At 69.2% G+C, this 7,233-nt stretch carries 2 protein-coding genes; both read left to right on the top strand.

The genetic code is table 11. The features are described 5' to 3' along the window. Positions 1 to 5,202 (top strand): type I polyketide synthase (locus tag JOZ00_RS02630; RefSeq protein WP_293339229.1); only part of this gene is annotated, 5,202 nt, incomplete at its 5' end. Positions 5,203 to 5,221: 19 nt separating this feature from the next. Continuing rightward, the coding region (locus tag JOZ00_RS02625; RefSeq protein ID WP_293339227.1) for a type I polyketide synthase at positions 5,222 to 7,233 on the top strand (2,012 nt) is incomplete at its 3' end.

The following is a 7,233-nucleotide window of genomic DNA, read 5'->3' as shown; positions in this document are numbered from 1 at the left end:
GGCGGGGTGATCAAGATGGTGCAGGCGATGCGCCATGGCGTGATGCCCAAGACGCTGCACGTGGATGTGCCGACGCCGCATGTGGATTGGTCGGCAGGGGCGGTGTCGCTGTTGACGGACCCGCGGCCCTGGCCGGATGTGGGCCGGCCGCGTCGCGCCGGGGTGTCGTCGTTCGGGATCAGCGGCACCAACGCGCACGTCATTCTCGAACAGCCGCCGTCGGATTCGAACAGCCCCGCGGTGACGGGCGACGACACGCCGGCGCCGTGGGTGCTGTCGGCCCGTTCGGCCGAGGCGCTGGCGAACCAGGCCGCGCGGTTGCTGGCACACGTCATTGCCGACCCGGGGTTGCGGATCGTCGACGTGGCCTGGTCGCTGGTTTCGACGCGAACGTTGTTCGAGCATCGGGCGGTGCTGGTGGGTGCCGACCGCGAGGATCTGCTGCGCGGGCTAGCGGAACTTGCGGCCGGCGAACCCGGTGTGGGCGCGGCGGTGGGCAGGGCGCGACCGCTGGGCAAGACGGTGTTCGTGTTTCCTGGCCAAGGCTCGCAATGGGTCGGCATGGGGGCCCAATTACTGGACGGCTCATCGGTATTCGCCGACCAGATGCAGCGGTGCGACAAGGCGCTCGCCGAACACGTCGACTGGTCATTGATCGACGTCATCCGGGGCGCGCCCGGTGCGCCCGGTCTGCATCGCGTGGACGTGGTGCAGCCGGCGCTGTGGGCGGTCATGGTGTCGTTGGCCGAGTTGTGGCGCGCGGTGGGCGTGGTCCCCGATGCGGTGATCGGCCACTCGCAGGGCGAGATCGCCGCCGCGTATGTGGCCGGTGCCCTGGCACTGGAAGATGCCGCAAAGGTGGTGGCGCTGCGCAGCCGGCTACTGGTGCGGCTGTCCGGTCAGGGCGGCATGGTGTCCTTGGCCTGCGGCCAGGCGCGGGCCCAGGAATTGATCGCCGACTGGGGCGAGCGATTGAACATCGCTGTCGTGAACGGTGTTTCGGCGGTCGTGGTCTCCGGTGAGGTGAGCGCGCTTGCGGAGTTGACGCAACGGTGCGAGGCCGACGACATCCGGGCCCGCCGGATCGATGTCGACTACGCGTCCCACTCCGCGCAGGTCGACGCGATCCGTGACCCGCTCGCCGAGGCGCTGGCCGGCATCGAACGGCGCTCATCGTCGGTCGCATTCTTCTCCACCGTGACCGGTGAGCGGATGGACACCGCCGGCCTCGATGCCGATTACTGGTACCGAAGCATCCGGCAGACGGTGCAATTCGAGCGCGCGGTGCGCAGCGCGTCCGAGGCGGGCCACCAGGTGTTCATCGAATCCAGCCCACACCCCGTGTTGATCGCCGCCATCGAAGAGACGCTGTCCGACACTGACGGCGCGGCCGTCCTTCCGTCGCTGGGCCGCGACGACGGTGGCCCGTTGCGGTTCTGGCTCTCGGCCGGCCAAGCCCAAGTTGCGGGCGTCGGGCTGGACTGGCGTGCGGCCATCTCCGCCCTGGGTGGGCGGCGCGTCGACTTGCCGACGTACGGGTTTGTCCGGCAGCGGTTTTGGCTGCCGGACGGGTCCGCGAGCTCGGGCGACGTGACGGCTCTGGGTCTGGTGGGGGCCGAGCACGCGTTGCTGGGCGCCGTGGTGCAGCGTCCCGATTCCGGTGAAGTGGTGATGACGGGCCGGTTGTCGACGGCGGCGCAGCCCTGGCTGGCCGATCACGCGGTGGGTCAGTCGGTGTTGTTCCCGGGCGCCGGGTTCGTGGAGCTGGCCATCCGCGCCGGCGACGAGGTCGGTTGCGGCGCGCTCGACGAGTTGACGATCTCCGCTCCGCTGCTGCTGCCGACGGCCGCCGATGTGCAGGTTCAGCTGGTGGTCGGCGCGCCCGACGGTTCGGGGCGGCGGATGGTCTCGGTGTATTCCACTGGTGTGCAGCAGGATTGGGTTTTACACGCCCAGGGTCTGGTGCGCCCGGGGTCGGTCGCGGCGGGGGCGGATCTGTCGGCATGGCCGCCTGCGGGGGCGACGGCGGTCGATGTCGCCGACGCCTATGCGCGGTTGGCGGAGCGCGGTTACGAGTACGGCCCGACCTTCCGCGGCCTGAGGGCGATGTGGCGGCGGGGCGACGAGATCTTCGCCGAGGTCGCCATCCCGGATGACGCCGGAGCGCAGGACGGTGGTTTCGGCATCCATCCGGTGCTGCTGGACGCCGCGTTGCATGCGATCGGTGTCGTTGGTGCTCAGACTCAGACGGTGTTGCCGTTCTCTTGGCAGGGCGTCTCGTTACACGCGGCCGGTGCGTCGCGAGCGCGGGTGCGGATTGCTCCGGCGGGTGGCGGAGCGGTCTCGGTGGAATTGGCCGACGGGACGGGACTGCCGGTGTTGTCGGTGCGGTCGTTGGTGATGCGTCCCGTGTCGCCGCAGCAGCTGGCAGTCGCTGGGGCGCCGGCCGAGGGCCTGTTCGAAGTGGTCTGGTCGCCGATCCCGGTGGACGGCAACGATATCGATGACGGCGTCACGATCTGGGAGCCGACCGTCCGGCCCGGCGACATGGTCGGGTCGGTTCACGCGACGGTCACCGAGGCATTGGCCGTGCTGCAATCGTCGGCCGATGGCACCGGGGTTCTGGCGGTGCGGACCCGCGGGGCCGTCGCGCTGCCCGGCGAGGATGTTTCGGACCTTGCCGGTGCGGCCGTGTGGGGCCTGGTGCGGTCGGCGCAAGCGGAGCAGCCCGGCCGGGTGGTGTTGGTCGATTCCGACGGGTCCGTCGACGAACGCAGCGTAACCCGTTGCGGTGAACCCCAATTGCTGGTTCGCTCCGGCTCGGTCTACGCGGCCCGGCTGCGGCCGCCCCGGCCGGGTGCGGTGGTGAGGCTGCCGTCCGGAACCTGGCGATTGGATGCCGGTCGCGAGGGCACGCTGGAGGACCTGGTGGTGGCCGGCTGCCCCCGGGTGGAACTGGAAGCCGGGCAGGTGCGGATCGCAGTCGCGGCGGTCGGCGTGAACTTCCGCGACGTCTTGGTGGCCTTGGGCATGTATCCTGGCGGCGGCCAGTTGGGCGCCGAGGGCGCCGGTGTGATCGTCGAGGTCGGCCCCGGTGTGACCGGGCAGCAGGTTGACGACCCGGTCATGGGCCTGCTGGGGGTGGTCGGTTCCGAAGCGGTCGTGGACCAGCGGTTGGTCATCCCGGTGCCGCGGGGCCGGTCGCTGGTCGAGGCCGCGGGCCTGCCCGTCGTGTTCCTGACCGCGCTGTACGGGTTGTCGGTGCTGGGCGGGCTACGCGCCGGTGAGCGGGTGCTGGTGCACACCGCGACGGGCGGGGTGGGGATGGCCGCTGTGCAACTGGCGCGGTACTGGGGCGCGGAAGTGTTCGCCACCGCCAGCCGCGGTAAGTGGGACACGCTGCGCGCGATGGGGTTTGACGAGGACCACATCGGCGATTCGCGGACGCTCGAGTTCGAGCAGAGGTTCTTGTCAACCACCGGTGGTTCCGGCGTTGATGTGGTGCTCAATTCCCTGGCCGGTGAGTTCACCGACGCGTCGCTGCGGCTGTTGGCTCCCGGTGGGCGATTCATCGAGATGGGCAAGACCGATGTCCGCGATCCGGGCGTCGTCGCCGAACAGTATCGAGGCGCGCGGTATCAGGCCTTCGATCTGATGGAGGCCGGTCCCGAGCGCACCGCGGCGATGCTGGCCGAGATCGCGGGACTGCTGGGCGACGACATCGTGGAGCCGTTGCCGCTCAAGACCTTTGATGTGCGTTGCGCGGCGACGGCGTACCGGTTCGTCAGCCAGGCGCGTCACATCGGCAAAGTCGTTCTCACCCTTGCGTCCGGGCCCGGCGAGGTGCTCAGCGGCTGCGGCGGCGGGCTGGCCGGGAGCAGCGTGCTGATCACCGGTGGCACGGGCATGGCAGGTTCGGCGCTCGCCCGGCATCTCGTCGACCGCTACGGGGTGGCCCATGTGGTTCTGGTCAGCCGGTCCGGTGCCGACGCCGGCGGAGTTGGGGAGTTGACCGAGACGCTGCAACTTGCCGGGGCCGAAGTTTCGGTAGTGGCCTGCGACGTCGCCGATCGCGACGCGCTGGCGGCACTGCTGGATCGGTTGCCGGCGCGGTATCCGTTGCGCGGAGTGATTCACGCGGCCGGGATCCTCGACGACGGGCTGATCTCATCGCTGACGCCCGAACGGGTGGCGACGGTGTTGCGGGCCAAGGTCGATGGGGCCTGGAATCTGCATGAGCTGACGCAGAACATGGACTTGTCCATGTTCGTGGTGTTCTCGTCGATGGCCGGGATCATCGGCACCCCGGGCCAGGCGAATTATGCGGCGGCCAACAGCTTCCTCGACGGGATGGTCGCATACCGGCGGGCCCACGGATTGCCAGGGCTGTCGCTGGCCTGGGGCTTGTGGGAGCAGGCGTCCGCGATGACGGCGCATCTGGGGGATAGGGACAAGGCTCGGATAAGCCGGATCGGACTCGCGCCGCTGTCGACCGAGCAGGCGTGCGAATCATTCGATGCCGCAATGCTGCTCGATTGCCCGGTGCTGGTGGCCGCCCGCCTCGACCGGGCCGCATTGTCCGAGAACGCCGCCGCGCTGCCCGAATTGTTGACCGAGCTGGTCGCGCAGCCGACCCGTCGCGTCATCACCGACACCGACGCCGGCGCGGCGACGAGTGGCCTCACCGCGCGCCTGCACGCCTTGAGCCCCGAAGCCCGGCAACGCGAGCTGGTCGACCTGGTGCGCGGCAACGCGGCGATGGTGTTGGGACTGCCCAACCCTCAAGAGATCAACGCGGGGCGGGCATTCCAAGAGCTCGGCTTTGACTCGCTGACAGCCGTTGAACTGCGCAACCGGCTGAAAAACGCTACCGGCCTTACGCTTTCGCCTACGCTGATCTTCGACTATCCCACCCCGTCCGTCCTGGCCGGACACCTGGAAGCCGAACTGGTCAGCACGGACGAGCCCGATCAGCCGAACCTGATGGGCCGCTTCAACGACATCACCCGCGAACTGCAGGCGCTACTCAACCAGCCCAACTGGAACGCGGGTGACAAATCCGTTCTGCGCAGCCGCATCCACAACCTGCTCACCACCCTCGCCGTTATCGATGACCCTGACTCCGAACACCTCGACGACGACCTCGACGACGTCACCGAAAGCCAACTCTTCGCGATCCTCGATGAAGAACTCGGCCGCTGATACCCCACAAGGAGCAACGATGCCGAGCACCGAGCAGCACGTCGACTACCTGAAGCGGTTGACGGCGGACCTCAGGCGGGCCCGGCGACGCGTCGCGGAGCTCGAAGGCAAGCTGTCGGAACCCGTGGCGGTGGTGGGCATGGCGTGCCGATATGCGGGCGGCGTGGACTCACCGGAATCTTTGTGGCAGTTGGTGATCGAGGGTCGCGACACGGTGTCGGATTTCCCCGCGGATCGCGGGTGGGACGTCGAGGGTCTGTACGACCCGGATCCCGATGCCGCCGGCAAGATGTACACGCGGCAGGGGAGCTTCCTGCGGGACGCGGGTGACTTCGATGCCGGGTTCTTCGGCATCGGTCCCAGCGAGGCCATGGCGATGGATCCCCAGCAACGCTTGATGCTGGAGATCTCCTGGGAAGCGTTGGAGCGGGCGGGTATTGACCCCACCGGGTTACGTGGCACGGCGACCGGAGTGTTCGCCGGGGTGATCCACGCGGGGTATGGCGGCGAGGTCAAAGGGGAGCTGGAGGGCTACGGACTGACCGGTTCGACCCTGAGCGTGGCGTCGGGCCGGGTGTCCTACGTGCTGGGTCTGGAAGGCCCCGCGGTATCGGTGGATACCGCGTGCTCGTCGTCCCTGGTTGCCATGCATTTGGCGGCACAGTCTCTGCGTTCCGGAGAGTGCGTTCTGGCCCTGGCCGGTGGCGTGACGGTGATGGCCACCCCCGCGGCGTTCGTCGAATTCAGCAGGCAGCGGGCGCTGGCCCCGGATGGCCGGTGCAAGGTGTACGCCGGCGCCGCGGACGGGACGTCGTGGTCGGAGGGCGCGGGTGTCCTGGTGCTGGAGCGGTTGGCCGACGCCCGACGCCTGGGGCATCCGGTGTTGGCGGTGCTGCGCGGCACGGCGGTGAATCAGGACGGCGCCTCGAACGGCCTCACCGCACCCAATGGCCCGTCGCAGCGTCGGGTGATCCGCGCGGCGCTGGCCGACGCCGGGTTGACCGCCGCGGACGTGGATGTCGTTGAGGGACATGGGACCGGGACCATGCTGGGGGACCCCATCGAGGCGCAGGCCCTGTTGGCGACCTACGGGCAGGACCGGGCCGCGGACCGGCCGCTATGGCTGGGCTCGATCAAATCCAACATCGGCCACACGTCCGCTGCCGCCGGGGTAGCCGGCGTGATCAAGATGGTCCAGGCGATGCGGCACGGGGTGATGCCCAAGACGCTGCACGTGGATGTGCCGTCGCCGCATGTGGATTGGTCCGCGGGTGCGGTGTCGTTGCTGACCGAACCGCAACCGTGGCCGGACCGGGGCGAGTTGCGGCGCGCCGGAGTCTCGTCATTCGGCATCAGCGGGACGAACGCGCACGTGATCGTGGAGCAGGCGCCCGCCGAAACCGAAAGCACGCCGGAAAGCGTTGCGGACGAACGGCCTGCGGTGGCGTGGGTGCTGTCCGCCCGGTCGCCCGAGGCGCTCGCCGGACAGGCTGAGCGGTTGTCGGCGCATGTGAGCGCGAACCCGGGCCTGCGCGCGGTCGACGTTGGGTGGTCGTTGGCGACGACGCGTGCAGTGTTCGAGCATCGGGCGGTGCTGGTCGGCGCGGACCGAGAAGCCTTGGTGGCGCAGCTGGCCGAGTTGGCGTCCGGCGAGGCGGGCGCGGCCGTGGTCGGGCGCGCCCGCTCGGTTGGCAAGACGGTGTGGGTGTTTCCGGGTCAGGGTTCGCAGTTGCTGGGGATGGGTCGGGAGCTGTGTGAGCGGTTTGCGGTGTTCGCTGAGGCGTTTGATGAGGCGGTCGCGGCGGTGGATGTCGGTCTGCGGGTGCCGTTGCGTCAGGTGTTGTGGGGTTTGGATTCGGAGTTGTTGAATAACACCGAGTTTGCGCAGCCGGCGTTGTTCGTTGTCGAAATTGCGTTGGCGGCGTTGTGGCGGTCGTGGGGTGTGACGCCGGATGTGGTGATGGGTCATTCGGTGGGTGAGATCGCGGCGGCGTGTGTGGCCGGGGTGTTGTCGCTGGGTGATGCGGCGCG

Source organism: Mycobacterium sp. (assembly GCF_019243155.1).
GTDB lineage: Bacteria > Actinomycetota > Actinomycetes > Mycobacteriales > Mycobacteriaceae > Mycobacterium.
Note: the sequence above shows the minus strand (reverse complement) of the source record. Positions and strands in the feature narration are given on the sequence as shown.